Source organism: Pseudomonas retamae (assembly GCF_043496865.1).
In the GTDB taxonomy this organism is placed as follows: Bacteria; Pseudomonadota; Gammaproteobacteria; order Pseudomonadales; family Pseudomonadaceae; genus Aquipseudomonas; species Aquipseudomonas retamae.
Genome location: NZ_JBIEIL010000002.1, coordinates 263,203 through 281,841 on the forward strand (window position 1 = coordinate 263,203; position 18,639 = coordinate 281,841).

General features: G+C 60.6%; 18 protein-coding genes. 9 read left to right on the top strand and 9 right to left on the bottom strand.

All coding sequences use genetic code 11. The features are described from left to right. Positions 1–9: 9 nt before the first annotated feature. The gene (locus ACGSLL_RS04310; RefSeq protein WP_394503511.1) at positions 10–894 is read right to left on the bottom strand and encodes a LysR family transcriptional regulator; all 885 of its coding nucleotides are present in this window, start codon (positions 892–894) and stop codon (positions 10–12) included. A gap of 133 nt (positions 895–1,027) precedes the next feature. Here ACGSLL_RS04310 and ACGSLL_RS04315 point away from each other — a divergent pair, with 133 nt between their 5' ends. Both ACGSLL_RS04315 and ACGSLL_RS04320 read left to right on the top strand, forming a co-directional pair. Next, a complete protein-coding gene (locus ACGSLL_RS04315) occupies positions 1,028–2,689 on the top strand; it encodes a GMC family oxidoreductase (protein ID WP_394503513.1) in 1,662 nt (553 codons plus the stop codon). Positions 2,690–2,823: 134 nt separating this feature from the next. Continuing rightward, positions 2,824–4,446: an MFS transporter gene (locus tag ACGSLL_RS04320; protein WP_093102491.1), complete on the top strand. Its 1,623-nt coding sequence runs from the start codon at positions 2,824–2,826 to the stop codon at positions 4,444–4,446. A gap of 42 nt (positions 4,447–4,488) precedes the next feature. Here ACGSLL_RS04320 and ACGSLL_RS04325 read toward each other — a convergent pair whose 3' ends face one another. Next, positions 4,489–4,851, bottom strand: coding sequence for a DUF427 domain-containing protein (locus tag ACGSLL_RS04325; protein ID WP_394503516.1), 363 nt, complete (start codon positions 4,849–4,851; stop codon positions 4,489–4,491). A 235-nt stretch (positions 4,852–5,086) separates the two neighbouring features. Here ACGSLL_RS04325 and ACGSLL_RS04330 point away from each other — a divergent pair, with 235 nt between their 5' ends. Continuing rightward, positions 5,087–7,030, top strand: a complete 1,944-nt coding sequence (locus tag ACGSLL_RS04330) for a DNA topoisomerase III (RefSeq protein ID WP_394503518.1) — start codon at positions 5,087–5,089, stop codon at positions 7,028–7,030. Positions 7,031–7,572: 542 nt separating this feature from the next. Next, the gene (locus ACGSLL_RS04335) at positions 7,573–7,902 is read left to right on the top strand and encodes a hypothetical protein (RefSeq protein WP_394503520.1); all 330 of its coding nucleotides are present in this window, start codon (positions 7,573–7,575) and stop codon (positions 7,900–7,902) included. 227 nt (positions 7,903–8,129) lie between these two features. Here the strand turns inward: ACGSLL_RS04335 and cynR are convergent, their stop codons facing one another. After that, positions 8,130–9,017 (bottom strand): transcriptional regulator CynR, encoded by an 888-nt coding sequence (gene cynR / locus ACGSLL_RS04340; RefSeq protein WP_394503522.1) that lies wholly within the window; start codon positions 9,015–9,017, stop codon positions 8,130–8,132. A 121-nt stretch (positions 9,018–9,138) separates the two neighbouring features. Between cynR and cynS the strand changes: the two genes are divergently transcribed. The 3 genes from cynS (at position 9,139) to ACGSLL_RS04355 (ending at position 10,590) form a co-directional block, all read left to right on the top strand. Continuing rightward, entirely contained in the window at positions 9,139–9,606 is a 468-nt protein-coding gene (gene cynS, locus ACGSLL_RS04345) for a cyanase (RefSeq protein WP_394503524.1), read from the top strand. A gap of 75 nt (positions 9,607–9,681) precedes the next feature. Next, positions 9,682–9,918, top strand: coding sequence for a DUF2790 domain-containing protein (locus ACGSLL_RS04350; protein WP_394503526.1), 237 nt, complete (start codon positions 9,682–9,684; stop codon positions 9,916–9,918). Positions 9,919–9,930: 12 nt separating this feature from the next. Further along, positions 9,931–10,590, top strand: a complete 660-nt coding sequence (locus ACGSLL_RS04355; protein WP_394503528.1) for a carbonic anhydrase — start codon at positions 9,931–9,933, stop codon at positions 10,588–10,590. Between the two features lie 149 nt (positions 10,591–10,739). On the opposite strand, the gene ACGSLL_RS04360 is transcribed toward ACGSLL_RS04355, so the two are convergent. Together ACGSLL_RS04360 and glsB are read right to left on the bottom strand one after the other, a co-directional pair. After that, on the bottom strand, positions 10,740–12,242 hold the full coding sequence (locus ACGSLL_RS04360; protein ID WP_394503530.1) for an aldehyde dehydrogenase family protein: 1,503 nt from the start codon (positions 12,240–12,242) through the stop codon (positions 10,740–10,742). A 181-nt stretch (positions 12,243–12,423) separates the two neighbouring features. Beyond that, entirely contained in the window at positions 12,424–13,332 is a 909-nt protein-coding gene (gene glsB, locus ACGSLL_RS04365) for a glutaminase B (RefSeq protein ID WP_394503532.1), read from the bottom strand. Positions 13,333–13,459: 127 nt separating this feature from the next. Between glsB and ACGSLL_RS04370 the strand changes: the two genes are divergently transcribed. Beyond that, positions 13,460–13,948, top strand: a complete 489-nt coding sequence (locus tag ACGSLL_RS04370; RefSeq protein WP_394503534.1) for a GFA family protein — start codon at positions 13,460–13,462, stop codon at positions 13,946–13,948. A 132-nt stretch (positions 13,949–14,080) separates the two neighbouring features. Here ACGSLL_RS04370 and ACGSLL_RS04375 read toward each other — a convergent pair whose 3' ends face one another. From ACGSLL_RS04375 to ACGSLL_RS04385, 3 genes are all read right to left on the bottom strand, one after another. Then, on the bottom strand, positions 14,081–15,367 hold the full coding sequence (locus tag ACGSLL_RS04375; RefSeq protein WP_394503536.1) for an ATP-binding protein: 1,287 nt from the start codon (positions 15,365–15,367) through the stop codon (positions 14,081–14,083). Beyond that, on the bottom strand, positions 15,368–16,075 hold the full coding sequence (locus ACGSLL_RS04380; RefSeq protein ID WP_394503807.1) for a response regulator: 708 nt from the start codon (positions 16,073–16,075) through the stop codon (positions 15,368–15,370). Between the two features lie 130 nt (positions 16,076–16,205). Beyond that, positions 16,206–16,817, bottom strand: coding sequence for a MiaE family protein (locus ACGSLL_RS04385; RefSeq protein ID WP_394503538.1), 612 nt, complete (start codon positions 16,815–16,817; stop codon positions 16,206–16,208). Between the two features lie 159 nt (positions 16,818–16,976). Here ACGSLL_RS04385 and ACGSLL_RS04390 point away from each other — a divergent pair, with 159 nt between their 5' ends. Then, entirely contained in the window at positions 16,977–17,840 is an 864-nt protein-coding gene (locus ACGSLL_RS04390) for a universal stress protein (protein WP_394503540.1), read from the top strand. Positions 17,841–17,960: 120 nt separating this feature from the next. Here the strand turns inward: ACGSLL_RS04390 and ACGSLL_RS04395 are convergent, their stop codons facing one another. Continuing rightward, positions 17,961–18,431 (bottom strand): DUF1289 domain-containing protein, encoded by a 471-nt coding sequence (locus tag ACGSLL_RS04395; RefSeq protein WP_208937850.1) that lies wholly within the window; start codon positions 18,429–18,431, stop codon positions 17,961–17,963. Positions 18,432–18,639 lie beyond the last annotated feature (208 nt).

Sequence of the window (18,639 nt, forward strand, 5' to 3'; positions counted from 1 at the left end):
GTGGACCGGCTAACCGAGCAGCAACCCCTGCTCCGCCTCGCACAACCCCACCACATAATCCCACACCACACGCAAGCGCACCGACTTGTGCAGCTCGCGCCTGGTGCTGATCCAGTAACTGCGCTCGATGCTCTCATCCGGCAGCAATGGCACCAGCTCTGGATCGGAAGCGGCCATGTAACACGGCAAAACCGCAATGCCCAGTCCGGAGCGCGCGGCTTCCTGCTGGGCGATGACGCTGGTGCTGTGAAACACCACGCGCGGGCTACGGCAAAAGCTGTTGAGGAACATCAATTCCTGACTGAACAGCAGATCATCGACATAGCCGATCCACGCGTGCCGCCCCAGATCTTCGCGACTGTGCAGTGGCGGCGCTTTTTCCAGATAGGACTGACTGGCATACAGCGCCAATCGATAGTCGGTGAGTTTACGGGTGACCAGCATGTCCGCCGCCGGGCGTTCGAGGTGGATGCTGATTTCCGCCTCGCGGTTAAGGATGCTGACAAAACGCGGCACCGCGACCAGTTCCACCTCCAGCCCCGGATAGCGTTCGAACAGGCCGATCATGCGGCAGGCGAGAAACCTGACGCCGAGGCCTTCGGTCACGCCGACGCGGATCTTGCCCAGCGGCGCGCTGGACTGGGTGATTTCTTCCTGGGCCAGCAGCGCAACGTTCTCCATCGCTTCGGCATGTTTGAGCAGCGCCTCGCCGGCCGGGGTCATTTCGTACCCTTGAGCGTGCTGGACGAACAGCGCGGTGCCGAGGCTCTTTTCGATGGCTTCGATGTGGCGGGCGACGGTGGCATGGGTGGTGTTGAGCCGGCGGGCGGCGGTGAGCAGGCGGCCGCTGCGTTGCAGTTCGAGAAAAAACCGCAGGTCGTTCCAGTCGAACATGGCGTGTCCTTGTCAGCTAAGGTCAATGCGAGCTGTTTGAAAACGCACAGCGGCTGCGCAAAAACTAACATTCTTTTAACGAAAGCTAACAACTAGAGTGTCCGACAATAAAAACAAAAAGCGAGGTCAGGGAATGCAGATGTCCCTCGATGAATACGACTACATCGTGGTCGGCGCCGGCCCGGCCGGCTGTGTGCTGGCCAATCGATTGTCAGCGGACCCGCAGCGTCGCGTGCTGTTGCTCGAAGCCGGCGGGCGCGACAACTATGCGTGGATTCACATCCCGGTCGGTTACCTGTTCTGCATCGGTAACCCGCGCACCGACTGGTGCTTCAAAACCGAACAACAGACCGGCCTCAACGGCCGCGCGCTGAGCTATCCGCGCGGCAAAGTGCTGGGCGGTTGTTCCTCAATCAACGGCATGATCTACATGCGCGGTCAGGTCAGCGACTACGACGGCTGGGCGACCGAGGGCAATCCCGGCTGGGCATGGAATGACGTTTTGCCATTATTCAAACAGAGCGAAAACCACTTTGCCGGCAGCGCTGATTTTCACGGTGCCCAAGGCGAATGGCGGGTCGAGCAGCAGCGCTTGTCGTGGCCGATTCTCGATGCCTTTCGCAGCGCGGCCGAGCAGAGCGGCATTGCCAGCGTCAGCGACTTCAACCAGGGCGACAACGAGGGCTGCGGCTACTTTCAGGTCAACCAGAAAGCCGGGGTGCGCTGGAATGCCGCCAAGGCGTTTTTGAAACCCGTGCGCAACCGGGCGAATCTGACCGTGCTGACCGGGGTCGAGGTCGACCGCGTGCTACTGGAGGATGGCCGCGCCTCGAAAGTCAGTGCGCGACATGAAGGCCAGATCAAACAGTTCAAGGCGCGCAAGGAGATTATCCTGTGCGCTGGGTCGGTCGGTTCGCCGAGCATTCTGCAGCGCTCCGGGATCGGACCTCGACCACTGCTCGAACGCGTGGGCATCGGCGTGATTCATGAACTACCGGGCGTCGGCGGCAATCTGCAGGATCACCTGCAACTGCGGCTGATCTATCAACTGGAAAATGCGCGAACGCTGAACCAGATCGCCGGCAGCGTCTGGGGCAAGATGGGCATGGGCCTGCGTTATCTGTACGACCGTAGCGGGCCGTTGTCGATGGCACCGAGTCAGTTGGGCGCGTTTGCGCGCTCGGGGCCGGAGCAGACGTCGGCGAATCTCGAATATCACGTCCAGCCACTGTCGCTGGAGCGTTTTGGCGAGCCGTTGCACAGTTTCCCGGCGTTCACTGCCTCGGTGTGCGATCTGCGTCCGCAAAGTCGCGGGCGCATCGAAATCCGTTCAGCCGACCCGCAGCAGGCGCCGCTGATCAACCCCAACTATCTGAGCCATCCTGAAGATCTGCGGGTGGCCGCGGATGCCATTCGGTTAACCCGACGCATCGTCCGCGCGCCTGCCCTGCGCGGGTTCAAACCCGTCGAGTATCTGCCGGGCGACAGCCTGCAAACCGAGGAGCAACTGCACGAAGCCGCGGCGAAAATCGGCACGACGATTTTCCACCCGGTCGGCACCTGCCGCATGGGCAACGACGGCGATGCGGTGGTCGATGCGCAACTGCGCGTGCACGGCGTGCCGGGTCTGCGCGTGGCCGATGCGTCGATCATGCCGCGGATCATCTCCGGCAACACCTGTTCGCCTACGCTGATGATTGGTGAGAAGGCTGCGCAGCTGATTCTGTCCAAATCTACGGATATCTCCCTTGTGGGAGCGAGCCTGCTCGCGAATGCGGTAGCTCACTCAGCCTAGCAGTTGACTGACACAGCGCTTTCGCAAGCAGGCTCGCTCCCACGGGGTTTTGCATCACCTTTAAGGCATCACGCAACACCGGGACACGCAACACCAGTGGAACAACAAAAACAATCACTGTGAGGGATATCGACATGTCAGAACACGCTCAGCCGCTGGACGCTGCGAGTAGCGCCGAGACCAGCAATGCCACGCAAAAAGTGATCTTTGCCTCGTCACTCGGGACGGTGTTCGAGTGGTATGACTTCTTTCTCTACGGCGCGCTTGCGGCGGTGATCAGCAAGCAGTTTTTCGCCGGGGTCAACGACACCACAGCGTTCATTTTTGCCCTGATGGCGTTCGCCGCCGGATTCATCGTGCGGCCGTTCGGCGCGCTGGTGTTCGGTCGGCTGGGCGACATGATCGGGCGTAAATACACCTTTCTGGCAACGATCATTCTGATGGGCGTGGCGACGTTCTGCGTCGGTCTGCTGCCGACCTACGCGAGCATCGGCATTGCCGCGCCGATCATTCTGGTAGTACTGCGTATGCTTCAGGGCCTGGCGCTCGGCGGCGAATACGGCGGCGCGGCGACTTACGTGGCCGAGCATGCGCCGATTGGCAAGCGCGGTTTCCACACCAGTTGGATTCAGTCCACCGCGACCCTCGGCCTGTTGCTGTCGCTGCTGGTGGTGCTCGGTTGCCGGTATTTCACCGGCGACCAGTTTGAAGTCTGGGGCTGGCGCATTCCGTTTCTGCTGTCGATCGTGCTGCTGGGGATTTCGACGTGGATTCGCCTGAGCCTGCACGAGTCGCCGGCCTACCTGAAAATGAAGGAGGAAGGCAAAACCTCAAAAGCGCCGATCCGCGAATCCTTCGGTAAGTGGGAAAACCTCAAAGTGGTGTTGATCGCCCTGTTCAGCATCAATGCCGGGCAAGCGGTGACGTTTTATGCGGCGCAATTCTACGTGCTGTTCTTCCTCACCCAGTTCCTGAAAATGGACCCGGCGGTGGCCAACAGCCTGCTGATTGTCAGCGTGGTCATCGGCGCGCCATTCTTCATATTCTTTGGCTGGCTGTCGGACAAGGTCGGGCGCAAACCGGTGTTGATGCTGGGCTTGCTGCTGGCGACCGCGCTGTACTTTCCGATCTTCAAATCCCTCGCTCACTACGCCAACCCGGCGATCGACCTGGCCAGCCGTCAGGCGCCGATCACCGTGACGGCGGATCCGGCGACCTGTACCTTCCAGTTCGATCCGGTCGGCAAAGCCAAATTCGACAGCCCGTGCGACAAGGTCAAGACCTTCCTGGTCAAACAAGGCTTGCCCTATTCCAGCGTCGCCGCTCCGGCGGGCAGCGGCGTGCAGGTGAGCGTCGGCGACGTCAAACTTGATGGCTTCGATGAAGCCGCCCTGCGCGGCGCGATCACCCTTGCCGGCTACCCGCAACAGGCCGACATGCAGCAGATCAACAAGCCAATGATTGTTGCGCTGATCGTGGCGCTGATCATCATCTCGGCGATGTGCTACGGGCCACTGGCGGCGCTGATGGTCGAGCTGTTCCCGACGCGCATCCGCTACACCTCGATGTCGCTGCCTTACCACATCGGCAACGGCTGGTTCGGCGGTTTCCTGCCGACGGTGTCGTTTGCTCTGGTGGTGTACACCGGCGATATCTTTTACGGGCTGTGGTACCCGGTGTTGATTACTGGAGTCAGCCTGGTGGTAGGCATGATTTGCCTGCGTGAGACGAAGAACATCGACCTCGACAAGAATTGAAACCGCTGCCGGCGAGCGCGTTCGCGCTCGCCGTTTCTTCGCTCAGGCATCCGCCTTGATCACCTCGAATTTGACCTGATCCGGATAGAACGCCACGTAATCGCGGATCGGCGCCACCGAGACTTTCGGGTTCTCGTACGTCCACACCGCATTCGCCTGCTCATGCCCCGGCACCTGCAAACTGAAGTAACTGGCATCGCCCTTGTACGGGCAATAGCTGGTGTGATCGGTGCGGGCGAAATATTTCTCGTCGATGTCTTCGCGCGGCAGGTAATACACCGGCGGGTAATTGGCTTCTTTGAGGACCAGCACGTGGGAAGATGCGGCCACCTGGATGCCGTGGAATTTCACTACCAGGCAGCCGGCGAGCTGTTCGAGATTGATCACGGGGCTGGGGCTTTTCATTGAGTTCTCCTGAGTACGACAAAGAGACGGTTCAGGTATAGCTGATGGCGGCTGATCGGGTCGGGATTGCAGCCGAACGGCGAACTCCCTCGCCCCCCCCGATCAGTCCCTTCTCTCTGGGAGAGGGTAAGGCCCGGTAACTTTTACATGTATATCCATACAGATAAAAGTTGCCCCCACCGCCAAGTCCGGCCATTCTGTGCACCTGTTCCGACGCTGATCGACGATGGTGGCTATGCGGCTGTATCTCTGTGAAAAACCTTCTCAGGCCAAAGACATTGCGGCCGTACTCGGCGCCCGGCGTCGGGGCGACGGCTGCTGGCTGGGAACGGACGTCACGGTGACCTGGTGCATCGGCCATCTGCTCGAAACCGCGCCGCCGGATGCCTACGACGCGCGCTACAAACGCTGGGTGCTGGCGGACCTGCCGATCATTCCGGACAAATGGAAAATGACCGTCAAGCCGCGCACCGCCAGCCAGTTCAAAGCGGTGAAACGCCTGCTCGGCGAGGCCAGCGAGCTGATCATCGCCACCGACGCCGACCGTGAGGGTGAGATGATCGCCCGGGAACTGGTCGAGCATTGTCGCTATCGCGGGCCGATTCGCCGTTTGTGGCTGTCGGCACTGGACGAGGCCTCGATCCGCAAGGCGCTCGCCGCACTCAAGCCGGGCGCAGAGACCTTCAGCCTGTATCACTCGGCACTGGGCCGTTCACGGGCGGACTGGCTGATCGGCATGAACATGAGCCGGCTGTTCACCCTGCTCGGCCGCCAGTCGGGCTATCAAGGCGTGCTGCCGGTAGGCCGGGTGCAAACGCCGACCTTGCGGCTGGTGGTGGATCGCGACCGCAGCATCGCCGATTTCGTGCCTGTGCCGTTCTGGGCGATCGATGTCGATCTGCTGCACAACGGCACGCGGTTTACCGCGCAGTGGCGCGCGCCGACGGATGCCTGTGACGAGCAGGAGCGCTGCCTGAATCAGGCGCTGGCCCAACAAGCAGCGGCGGCGATCGGCAGTGCGCCAAGCGCGCGGGTAGTTAAACTGAAAACCGAGCGCATGCGCGAAGTGGCGCCCCTGCCCTTCGATCTCGGCACCTTGCAGGAAGTCTGCTCGAAGAAACTCGGCCTCGGCGCGCAGGAAACCCTCGACATCGCCCAGGCGCTGTACGAAACCTACAAAGTCATCACTTACCCGCGCAGCGATTGCGGTTACCTGCCGCTGAGCCAGCACAGCGAAGCGCCGGGCATTCTTGCGGCATTGCGTCAGGCCGATCCGGGTCTCGAAGCGCTACGAGGCTATCTCGAGCCACAGCGTCGGTCACGCGCCTGGAACGACGCCAAGGTCAGCGCTCACCATGGCATCATCCCCACCGCTGCAGCGAAAAACCTCGAGCGCCTGACCGGCAAGCATCGCGCGGTGTACACGCTGATTCGCGCACGCTATCTGGCGCAGTTTCTGCCCAACCACGAATACGATCGCACCCAGGCCGATTTCGACTGCGCAGGCCAGGCACTGCGCGCAATTGGCAAGCAGATCATCGAACCGGGCTGGAAACGCGCGTTGCCCGAGGCACTGGCGCCGGCCAAGGGCCGCGAGGCTGCCGCGCCGCAGACCTTGCCGACACTCAGCCAGGGCGCCGAATGCGCCGTCGCCGAGGTCAAGCTCAAGGACCTGTGGACGCAACCACCCAAGCCCTACACCGAAGGCGATCTGATCAAGGCGATGAAAAACGTCGCCAGACTGGTGGAAGATCCACTGCTCAAACAGAAACTCAAGGACACCACCGGGATCGGCACCGAAGCCACCCGCGCCTCGATCATTCAGGGGTTGATCGATCGCGGTTATCTGGTGAAGAACGGCAAGGCGCTCGCCGCCACGCCGGCCGCGTTCAGCCTGATCGATGCGGTTCCGCGGGCGATTGCCGACCCCGGCACCACGGCGATCTGGGAGCAGGCGCTGGACATGGTGCAGAGCGGTGAGATGAGTCTGGAAGAGTTCGTTACCAAACAAGCGGCGTGGATGAGCAAGCAAGTCACTCGTTGTTCCGGCCTGAGCCTGACCATCAGCGGCCCGCCACCCGCCGGTAAAGCGGCGGCGCCGTGGAAAAAGAAACGCAAATCGACCGCCAGCAAAACCACCACCGCACGCAAACGCACGGCCCGCCCGGCGACCCGCTAAGCCCCTCACGTTCCCTGATTTCCTCCGCATCGTGGATCTTTGCTCATTCCAAAAGCGCTTTGTCCGACAATATGTAGTGCTTGAAAATAATCACTACAAAACCGTTGACGGCATCGTTTTGCTTTTGCATGATGAAGACGTTCCCCGATCGGGAACGCTGGTAACACGCTTGAGCAAACTCGTCTGACCGCCGAGTTGTTTTTTCCGGATACACGCTGCCCACAAGGCAGATTGAAGAAGCTGACCTGGCCTGAACGTCCAGTACAAGGACGAGAAGCGCTGGCGAAAACTCTCAAGATGCTTGTGATCGACGCTGAAAAGGTCGGCAAGGCGCCTCCCCGGTTTTCGCTGCTTCTCCTCGTTGTGACGCTATTGCGTAGCAGTTATTCAACACGACTACATGCAACAGATGCACGACCCCGTACTCAACACGGGCGAGCGCTGACGTCCTGGTTTCGGTGCCAGGGATCAACTAACCGATGGGCTACCTGTATTAGCGAATCAACTTTGAAAGATCACCAGACTGGTCAAGGGGCAATATCATGAATCTGAACAATCAACCTACTGTCGAAGAACTGGCTCGTATGTTCGCTGCGCAAAAAGACAGCCACGACAGCCACATTCTCTGGATCAGCAAGTCGGGTCAGGTGCATATCGACTGCCTGTCGCCCCATGCCGGTGAAGAAGAATTCGACCGTAATAACCAGCAACTGGCGGCCCGCCTGAAGATGTACCGGCGCGGCCACGGTTATGTCGGCAAGAAGGCAGCGGCCGACAGGGACTTTATTGGCAATGTTCTGCAGACGCTGAAACAGGCGTGGGATTCGCTGCAGAACAATAATGAAGTTCGGGTGATTGATCGGTTGTATTGAGTTAGTAATTAAATAATCGAAGGCCTGCTTCCTTAAAGGAAGCAGGCCTTTTTTGTTCGCTTGCATTGATTTGGCGTGATTGAAATTGTAGCCCCTCACCCCAACCCTCTCCCGAGGGAGAGGGAGCCGATCTATGATGGATTTGAAATTCGCGTTCGGCTCAGGACTTTCAGGTCGACGTATCTGCCCAAACACCTCGGTCAGTCCCCTCTCCCCCGGGGAGAGGGTCAGGGTGCGGGGCTTTTCAGGCCCAGCACCAACTCGACAAACGCCAGCGCCGCCGCACTGTGATAATTATTGCGCCGCCGCAAAATCGCCGCTCCGCGCTGCGGCGCTTGGGCTTCGACACGCAACCGGCGCAACGCCCGGTCCTCTGTCGCGATCGCCTGCGGCAACATCGTCGCCATCGGCGAACAGCGCACCACTTCGAGCAACGTGCTCACCGAATTCACCTCGATGTGCACTTTCGGCGTGATTCCCTGCTGTCGAAAGTACTCGTCCACTGACAACCGCGTAATGAACTCAGGCGCCAGCAAGGCGAAGTCCAACTGAGCGATATCCTCTACCCGTAACCGCGAGTCGCTGGCATACAACGGATGTTCACGCCCGACCATGATCGCCAACGTTTCGGTAAACGCCGGAATGCACTCGATGTCCGCGCTGCGCACCGGCGTAAAGGCAATGGCTATGTCCAGCGAGTCGTCCGCCAGACCGGCCTCGATGTCGTCCATCGACAATTCGAAAATCTGCAAATGAATCCCTGGAAATCGCGCCGCAAAATCCCGCACCAGCGGCCCGACCAGGTAGGCCATGAACGTCGGCGTCATGGCCAGACGCAACGTCCCGCGCGACAGATCCTTCACGTCATGCAAGGCGCGCTTGCCCGCCTCCAGCTCCACCAGCACCCGCCGCGCACATTCGATGTACGCCTCGCCGGCATCGGTAGGTTTCACCGTGCGTGAGGTGCGATCGAAGAGTGTGACGCCAAGGGCTTCCTCCAACTGACGAATCTGCTGCGACAGCGTCGGCTGCGACACATGCAGCGCCTCGGCGGCGCGGGTGAAGCCGCCGTGATCGGCAACGGCCAGCAGGTAACGCAAATGTCGCAAGAGCATGGGGATAAACATCCATAGGCAGGACCAATGCTTAGCATTGTATATCGGTCTTGGACGCTATGGACCAATCGGCAGAAGATCCATCCCACACAGCAAGCCACCCCCCGAAAGGAACGACACCATGCAACAGTCCCACGCTTACAACGACACCAGTCTGGCCCTGACCACCCGCATCCTCGACGCCAAGGCGCGCAAGGACCTGTCGTGGCAGGATCTGGCCGATGACACCGGCCTGAGCCTGGCCTACGTCACCGCCGCCCTGCTCGGCCAGCACCCATTGCCGGAAAGCGCCGCGAAAGTCGTCGGCGACAAGCTGGAGCTGAGCGTTGCAGACGTCGCGGCGATGCAGATCATCCCGCTGCGCGGCAGCCTCAACGGCGTACCAACGGACCCGACCATCTACCGCTTCCACGAGATGATCCAGATCTACGGCACCACCCTCAAGGCGCTGGTCCACGAGCAGTTCGGCGACGGCATCATCAGCGCGATCAACTTCAAGCTCGACATCAAGAAGGTCGAAGACCCTGAAGGCGGCTCGCGCGCCGTGGTCACGCTCGACGGCAAGTTCCTGCCGCTGCGTCCGTTCTGATAGCCCGGCCCGCATTCCGATGCGGGCCATCCCCCGAAGCGTTACCTGTCACCACCTGAGCCTGGAGGCTGCCCCATGCAAAAAATTCTGTTGACCCTGGCCCTGCTCGGCGGCCTCTGCGCCCAGGCATCTGCCACTGACGAGGTCGTCGCCTACCACTACGGCATGCACCTGGACATCGCCAAAGTGCTGAACATCACCCCGGTCGCCGATGTGTGCGGCGTGGTGCCGGTCGAGATGAGTTATCTGGACAGCAGCGGCAACAAACACATTCTGCAATACAGCGAATTCGGCAGCGGTTGCTCGAACTGAGAGGACTACACCATGAAAAACCTGATTGATGGCTTTTTGAAGTTCCAGAACGAAGCCTTTCCGCAACGCAGCGAACTGTTCCGTCACCTGGCCACCACGCAGCAGCCCGGCACGTTGTTCATCACCTGTTCCGACAGCCGCGTGGTGCCGGAACTGCTGACCCAGCAAGAGCCCGGCGAGCTGTTCGTGATCCGCAACGCGGGCAACATTGTGCCGTCTTACAGCCCGCATCCGGGCGGGGTCTCAGCGACCGTGGAATATGCGGTGGCCGTACTCGGCGTGACTGATATCGTGATTTGCGGCCATTCGGACTGTGGCGCGATGACTGCGATCGCTCAGTGCAAATGCATGGATCATCTTCCCGCGGTCAGCGGCTGGCTGCAACATGCCGAATCGGCGAAAGTGGTCAATGAAGCGCGAGCGCACGCCAACGATGCGGCGAAGTTGAGTTCGATGGTGCGCGAGAACGTGATCGCGCAACTGGCGAATATCCAGACCCACCCGAGCGTGCGACTGGCTCAGGAAAAAGGCCTGTTGAACCTGCATGGCTGGGTGTACGACATCGAAACCGGCTCGATCGACGCGCTGTCCTCAGACCGCCGCACCTTTGTAGCGCTGGTCGAACAACCGGCGACCTGCGCGGTGCATGCGCAGGCTAATCACGCAGCATGACTGATCGTTCCCACGCTCTGCGTGGGAATGCCTCCGGGGACGCTCTGCGTCCAGTGACCCGGAGCGTCACGGGCTGCGTTACCACGCGGAGCGTGGGAACGGTCAACGTGCAGGGATCAGCGTTTTACCGTTCGATCAACGCGCAGGTGTCAGCGTTTTACTGTGAGATCAACCTGCGTCATGCGGCTACGCACGGTAAACACGCCATCGCCGGAAAGAATCGCACTGCGCGCAAACAAGCGCCCGCTCTCCCAGTTGGAAAGGCCCAGCTCCGGCTTGTTCAGCGCGTACTGCCCGTCGACCCAGCGGGTGATGCCATTGCCCACGAACGGTGCGTTGACCGCGTTGTAGAAACGCTCGTGAACGGCGGCATCCTCGCTGATCAATGACACGGTAAATTGCGGGCTGTAGCGGTTGAACAAGGCAATCGCCTGGTCTAGATCATCGACAATCATCAGGCTGACTTCCGGGGTTTCCTCCCACTCCCACTCGCGGCCCAACTGCGATTCCGCCAGTGGTTCGGCCAGTGCTTCAGTCTGGTAGCCCTCGGCGCGGTAAACCTCGACCGTTGCGTCCTGCCATTCACTCGGCAAGCAACTTTCGCTGCCTTCGACGACGTGCAGTTTGCAACCCTGGCCCCGCGCGGTGCCGGCCTGCTTCAAGGCATCGAGGAACAACGGCACCAGCTCAGCGGCGCGGTCACGCTGGATCAGGCAAACGTTGAGGGTGTTGCAGACTTTGCGGTCCAGCGAATTGCGCACCACAGCCGCAAAACGCTCGGCATCCGCCGCGTCATCAGCGATTAGCCACGCGCCACCGGTGCCGTGCAGGCTGACCGCAGTGCCGGCCTGCTGAGCAATGCTGCCCAGTTGACTGACCGCACGCCCCGAACCCCGCGCCACCGCCAGCGACAAGCGGCGGTCGGCAAACATTGCCCAACCGGCGGCGTGATTGACACTCTCCACCAGCGACACCGCGCCGGCCGGCAGACCCGCCGCCGCCAGCGCCGGGTTCAAGGCATGGGTGACGATGGCTTGCGCGGTGCCCAGCGCATCGCTGCCAATACGCAGCACCGCGGTGTTGCCGGTGCGCAAGACGCCAGCGGCATCGGCGAACACGTTCGGTCGTCCTTCGAAGACAAACGCGACAATGCCCAGCGGCGCCACCACTTGCTCGACCTTCCAGCCGTCGTGTTCGACGCTGCTGATGACTTTGCCACGAGTCGCTGCGGCGTCGCGCCAGGCACGCAGGCCGGCGATCATGTCGCGGCGCATGCGTTCGTCGGCGAGCAAACGGGTGGTCGAGCGGCCACGAGCCTTGGCGCGTTCGATGTCGGCGCGGTTGGCGGTTTCGATGTGGGCCCAGCATTGCGGGTCTTCCAGGCGCTGGGCAAACAGGTCGAAAAACCCGCTGATCGCCTCGTCGCTCACCGCCGACAACGCAGTGAATGCCGCAGCCGCGCGCTCGATCGCAACCGAGGCTGCTTGCTGATCCGCCACGGGAATCAGCAGCAACTCGCCACTGACCTGCTCGACCAGCAGGTGATCACCGGGCTGAAAGCGCGTGGCCAGTTCGGGGCTGACCACGGTGACGCGGTTACCAGCGAAAGGGATCGGCGTGCCAGCGACTAGACGTTCGAGCGCAAGAGACATGAAGCGGATTCACCATGCAGGGGGCGGCCGGAAAATGTATAGAACACAATCCGCCAAAGCAACTCTGCCCCCCTGTGGGAGCGAGCCTGCTCGCGAAAGCGTCCGGTCAGGCAACATCGATGCTGAATGTACCGGCCTCTTCGCGAGCAGGCTCGCTCCCACAGGGGAATTGCAAATATCTTCAGAACACCGACCAGCCAATCCGTGAGCTGAGCAATTCCAGCGCCGCCATCCCCGCCAGCGAATTGCCGGCGGCGTTGAGTTCCGGCGACCACACGCAAACCGTGAACTGCCCCGGCACCACCGCGACGATCCCGCCACCGACGCCGCTTTTGCCCGGCAAACCGACGCGATAAGCGAAGTTGCCGGCCTCGTCATACAGCCCGCTGGTGGCCATGATCGAGTTGACCTGCTGGGTCTGCCGAGGCGTGAGGATGCGCTCGCCGCTGTGTTTGCAGAAACCGTCATTGGCCAGGAAGCAAAAGGCGCGGGCCAGATCGATGCAGTTCATGCGCAAGGCACAGTGGCTGAAATAACTGCGCAGCACCGCTTCGACATCGTTGTGGAAATTGCCGAATGACTGCATCAGGTACGCCATCGCAGCATTGCGCGCACGGTGCTGGTATTCGGAATCGGCGACTTTGCCGTCGATCATGATCTGCGGATTGCCCGACAGACGACGGACGAAATCGCGCATCGACAAGGTCGGCGCGGCGAAGCGTGACTGATTGATGTCGCAGATCACCAGCGCACCGGCATTGATGAATGGATTGCGTGGCCGGCCGCGTTCGAACTCCAGCTGCACCAGCGAGTTGAACGGCTGCCCGGAAGGCTCGTGACCGAGGCGTTCCCAGATCGCTTCGCCGGAATGATCGATCGCCTGCACCAGGCTGAACACCTTGGAAATACTTTGCACCGAGAACGGCGTTTCGGCATCGCCAGCGCAATACATTTCGCCGTCATTACTGTATACGGCAATGCCCAGTTGATTGGCCGGCACGGTGCCGAGGGCGGGGATGTAATCAGCCACTTTGCCCTGCCCGATCAACGGGCGGACAGCGTCAAGGATCTCGTTCAACAGCGCTTGCATGCCGGGTCTCGAAGTCTCGCCCCAAGGGATCGCGGGGACACTGGGGCTAGACGCTGCGCGCAGGCGAGGCATCACACCGCGCGCAATGTTCTAGGCTTGTGCAGACATTCATCATCAGGAGAAGGCCATGCACCTCGAAGGCTCCTGCCATTGCGGCGAGGTCACGTTCAGCCTCGACAGCACCCACCCCTACCCTTATCAACGCTGCTATTGCTCGATCTGTCGCAAGACCCAGGGCGGCGGCGGTTATGCGATCAACCTTGGCGGCGACGCGAACAGCCTCAAGGTGCGCGGGCGCAAACACATCAGCGTCTACCACGCGAAGATGAAAAACGAAGGCGATCAACGCGCCCATCGCAGCAGCGCCGAACGGCATTTCTGCTCACTGTGCGGCAGCGGCTTGTGGCTGTTCAGCCCGGAATGGCCAGAGCTGATCCATCCGTTTGCCTCGGCTATCGATACCGCACTGCCAGTGCCGCCGGAGCACACGCATTTGATGCTTGGGTCGAAAGCGTCGTGGGTTGAAGTCGAGGCCAAAGCCAAAGATCAGCAATTTGACGAATACCCCGAAGAGTCGATCGCCCAGTGGCATGAGCGCCTCGGTCTGCCCCGCTGAACCGTGCCCCCTGTAGGAGTGAGCCTGCTCGCGATAGCGGTGGATCAGTCAGCATTGGTGTGTCTGACCCAACGCTATCGCGAGCAGGCTCATTCCTACAGGGGGTGTATTGCAGACAGGAGGCTGACCGCTTCAATCCAGATGCGCCCAGGTCATCCGAAACAACGCCCCACCCCACGCCGAATCCCCAACCTCAACCTGCCCGCCATGGGACTGCGACACCCGCCGCACCAACGCCAGGCCCAAACCGAAACCACCGGTGCGCCGGTCCCGGCTGGCGTCCAGGCGCGAGAACGGCTCAAAAATCTTCTCCCGACCCTCGATCGGCACGCCCGGCCCGTCATCGCTGACCCGCACTTCATACATGTCACCGCTGCGCACCAACGTTACTTCAACGCGCTCCTCGGCATACCGGATGGCATTGCGCAGCAGGTTGATCACCGCGCGCGCCATGAAGCGCGGCTCGATGCGCACGCTGTCGACCCGGCAATCACCGATCAGCAACTCGATACCGGCCGCTTCGGCCTCCAGCGCAACGCTGCCGACCACACTGTCGAGCCAATTGGCTGCCTGGATATTTTCCCGTTTGATCACCGTGGCACCGTGCTCGAGGCTGGCGTAGGTCAGCAACTCGGAAACCATTTCTTCGAGCTCGCCGAGGTCGGCGTACATGTCGGCGATCAGTTCGCGATTCTGGCTGGCGTCCGGTTGTTGCCTGAGCTGATCAAGTTCGAACGACAGCCGCGCAATCGGCGTGCGCAGCTCGTGGGACACGGCATTGGTCAATTCACGCTGGTTGGCAATCAGGCCTTCGATGCGCGCCGCCATCAGGTTGAAGTGCTCAGCCAGATCACGGATGTTCGAGCGCCTGGACAACTGGATACGCACCGACAGATCGTTTGCGCCAAAACGCTCGGCGGCCATGCGCAGCTTTTCCAGATCACGCCAGTGCGGGCGTACCCAGAAAAACAGCACGATGCCAATCAGCACCGCGAGCATGCCGTAGGCGGCACTGATGTAGAACGGCATCAGGCTTGGCTCCGGCGGCAGCTTGATACTGAGCAATTGCGAGCCGCCGTCGATGTTGCTGATGAACTGCGTGTAGTCGTCGCGGATCACCAGCAGATTCTGCGCCAGCTCGGCTTTTTCCTGCGCCGTCAGCGCCAGTTGCGCGGCCTCGACCAGGCTGAGCGAAAGCCCATAATGCTTGCGTAAGCTGTCGAGTTTCTGCTCACGCTGCGCCCCCTGCGTGCCGCGCAAATGATCGACCAGCGACCACGCCTGCCCACGCACCGCTTCGCGGTTGTATGCCTGCATCTGATTGTCGAGCAACGCGTTGAACGTATGTTCGACGGTCTGCAACGCCGCCACCAGGCCGAGGGTCATGACCAGAAACAAACCGAGAAACAAGCGCAGCATTTACAGCTCCCACGCGAACGGATTGAACAGATATCCTTTGCCCCACACGGTCTTGATGCACACCGGTTCGCGCGAGTTGTCCTTGAGCTTGTTGCGTAATTTGCTGATGTACACGTCGACGCTGCGGTTGAGGCCATCGAAGGCAATCCCGCGCATGCGATTGAGAATGTCATCGCGCGAGAGAATCTTGCCCGCCGCGCTGGCCAGCAACCACAGCAGTTCGAATTCCATGGTGGTCAACTCGATGAGCTCGCCGTTCAGCCGGACCTCACGGCAACTGCGGTCGATGCTCAACACACCGAACTCGAGAAAGCTCACTACGCTGTTGTCCGGCACCTGCCGCCGCTGCAATGCCCGCAGCCGCGCGAGCAGCACTGGCGGCTTGATCGGTTTGATCAGGTAATCGTCGGCGCCGGATTCGAGACCGAGAATATGGTCGAGGTCATCTTCCTTGGCAGTCAGCATCACGATCGGCGTGTCCGACACGCTGCGGATCTCGCGGCACACCTGCAGCCCGCTCTGCCCCGGCAGCATCAGGTCGAGCACCAGCACCTTGGGCTTGAATTCAAGAAAAGCCGCCACGGCCAGATCGCCACGATGCACCACACGGACTTCGTAGCCATGTTGTTCGAGGAAGTGCGCGATCAGCGCCGCCAGACGCTCATCGTCTTCCACCAGCAGGACTTTGCCAAACCCCAGGTTATCCATAACGCCCATCTGACCCTTGTCGAAAGTGGCCGGCATTATGGCGGCAATCGGCGCGCAAGCGATTGGCGCAGGCAGCAAAAACCGGCCGCAGGGGCCGGTTTTCGCAGATGTTTCATGTTTTTAAGAGTTTTTAACAAACGGCGGCGGGCACGCCGCTGTGGAAGCGGAATTCTTCGTCTGGCGACTCGATCAATTCCTGCTCGGCGGCGCGGACTTTTTCAATCACCTGGGCGACGTCTTTCGCCTCGCCGTATTGATAGGCCAGTTTCAGATAACCCTGAAAATGCCGCGCCTCGCTTTTCAGCAGGCCGAAGTAAAACTTGCCGAGTTCTTCGTCGAGATGCGGCACCAGCGCCTCGAAGCGTTCGCAACTGCGCGCTTCGATAAACGCTCCGACCACCAGCGTATCGACCAGTTTGACTGGCTCATGGCTGCGCACCACTTTGCGCAAACCCGAGGCGTAACGGCCGGCGTGCAGCTGACGCAGCTCGATCTTGCGACGCTTCATGATGCGCATCACTTGCTCGTGGTGCACCAGCTCTTCCCGGGCCAGACGCGACATCATGTTGATCAAGTCGACGTGGAAGTGATACTTGGCAATCAGGCTCAGAGCGGTGCTGGCGGCCTTGAACTCGCAGTTCTTGTGGTCGATCAGCAAGGTGTCCTGATCAGCCAGGGCGGCCTGAACCCAGGCGTCGGGGGTGCGGCAGCCAAGGAATTCGTGGATTTCGGGAAGGATCATGGGGCTCACGGCAAAAGGTCTACGAGCGAAGGGCGCCGATTATACCGGCCTGCCCGCAGACCACCAGCGGCTGGCGTTGATATGCATCAAGTCGCAGACAATCGCGCAGCAACTATAGTTGTGCAACGCCGTGCCTTTTCTTTGCTGGAGACTCCGCTCATGCAAGCCATTCGCAGCATTCTGGTGGTCATCGAACCCGAACACGCGGAAAGCCTGGCGCTCAAACGCGCCAAGCTGATCGCCGGTGTGACCCAGGCCCATCTGCACCTGCTGGTATGCGACAAGAAGCATGACCACGCCGGCCTGCTCAGCGTGCTCAAGGCTGCGCTGTTGGCCGAAGGCTACAGCGTGACCACCGAACAGGCATGGAACGAGAGCCTGCACGAAACCATCATCGATGTGCAGCAGGCCGAGGGCTGCGGGCTGGTGATCAAACAGCACTTCCCCGACAGCCCGTTGAAAAAAGCCCTGCTGACCCCGGCGGACTGGAAACTGCTGCGCCACTGCCCTACCCCGGTGCTGCTGGTGAAAACCACGGGTTCATGGAAAGACCGGGTAATTCTGGCGGCGATCGACGTCGGCAATGCCGATGGCGAACATCGGCATCTGCACACCACGATCATTGATCACGGCTACGACATTGCCAGCCTGGCCAAGGCGCAGCTGCATGTGATCACCGCGCATCCGTCGCCGATGCTCTCGGCGGCCGACCCGACCTTTCAGCTCAAATCGACGATAGAAGCCAGATATCGCGAACAGTGCCGGGCGTTTCAGGCCGAATTCGATGTTGATGACGAGCATTTACACATTGAAGAAGGACCGGCGGACGTATTGATCCCGTTCATGGCGCACAAGCTGCAGGCGGCAGTGACCGTGATTGGCACCGTGGCGCGCAGCGGCTTGTCAGGCGCATTGATCGGCAACACCGCCGAAGCAGTGCTTGATGCGCTGGAAAGCGACGTGCTGGTGCTCAAGCCGCAGGAGGTTGAAGATCATCTGGTGGAGCTGGCGGTGAAACATTAAGGATGGCGGTGCCTGGATTGGCGCCGTCGCGAGCAGGCTCGCTCCCACAATTGAAATGCATTCCAGCAGTTGAAATGCATTCCCCTGTGGGAGCGAGCCTGCTCGCGAAGTTTTTGATGTTCAGGCGCCGAAGGCGTCTCTAAGGAACCCCGGGGCGATGTAGCGCTGATAATGCGCTTCCGACAGCAGGAAGAATTCCCGATCAATGGCATCGCGCAGTTCCGGCAGGTTCCAGTCGCGAAACTCCGGCAGCAAGACCATCCCATACGCTTCGAGATTAACGATCACCCGCGCGCCACGGGCAATCAACTGATAGGCCCAGCAATATTCCGACTGATGCGGCACGAAGCGGATCTTGCGCTGTTCCAGCTGTTCACGCAGGCGCGCCGGGTCGAATATCTCGACCTTGCTCGCCATCACTTGTGACAGCAATTGTTCCAGACGCAGCCACACGGCGCGCTTCTGCTCTTCGTTGTAACCGTTCCAGTGAATCACTTCGTGATGGAAACGCTTGCAGCCACGGCAGACCAAGTCACCGTAAACAGTGGAGCAGAGGCCGACGCAGGGAGTCTTGATGGTCTGATTGGGCATAAGGTAGGCAAAACACTGAAACGCGGAACAGACCGGCATGTTAGCCCTTTGTCGGCCATTGATCACCCCTCGGAGCTCAGGGTCAAAACCGCGCCGGGACTTCGCTGCCACCGCGTCGATTGCCACGAAAGTCCAATAGAGCGCGACTTACCTTTAAATTTTTTTTGCCGTAGAATCAGCCAGCCTTTTAAGGCGCCAATGTCCGTTA